This is a genomic window from Aeromonas sp. S19(2024), assembly GCF_041402625.1.
Classification (GTDB): Bacteria; Pseudomonadota; Gammaproteobacteria; order Enterobacterales; family Aeromonadaceae; genus Aeromonas; species Aeromonas caviae.
Genome location: NZ_JBGLQU010000037.1, coordinates 1 through 575 on the forward strand (window position 1 = coordinate 1; position 575 = coordinate 575).

Annotated in this window: 1 protein-coding gene; it reads left to right on the plus strand. The window is 47.8% G+C overall.

Going from position 1 to position 575, the window contains the following annotated elements:
- Positions 1-244 (plus strand): hypothetical protein (locus ACB037_RS21300; protein ID WP_371175904.1); only part of this gene is annotated, 244 nt, incomplete at its 5' end.
- Positions 245-575 lie beyond the last annotated feature (331 nt).

A 575-nucleotide genomic window follows, 5' to 3' on the forward strand; every position in this document is an offset into this window, starting at 1 on the left:
GAGTGCCCACACAGATTGCTTGATTCAAATTGTTAAAGAGCGACGCAGCTTTTGGCTGCTGCGGGAGTGGCATTCTACTCAACCGCCTTCTCGAGTCAAGCCTTATTTTCAAAGGCTTTTCGAGGCTATCGACTCAGGCTTTGCGTTGCTGCTTTCCCTGTCGATGGAGGCGCATTATAGGGAGCGAATTCGTTCTGGCAACCCCTCCTCTGCAATAAAATTGCAAAAATCGACACTTTTTTAGTTATTCATATCTAAGCACAGCTTTTATACAGGCTTACCCACAGAAGAAGCCCTCAACGGCACTACAGCAGCCACACGCCATGACTCACGCCTGCTTAATACGTCAGATGAACAATGACATTGCCCCACTCTGGGCTATGTAACACGAACCGCTGTCGTTCAGGTAGAGATAAAGACTTAATATAGAGACTATTGAAAAATCATCGCTCACTTACAAAGTAAGGCAGTAGAGGCAGTAGAGGCAGTAGAGGCAGTAGAGGCAGTAGAGGCAGTAGAGGCAGTAGAGGCAGTAGAGGCAGTAGAGGCAGTAGAGGCAGTAGAGGCAGTAGAGG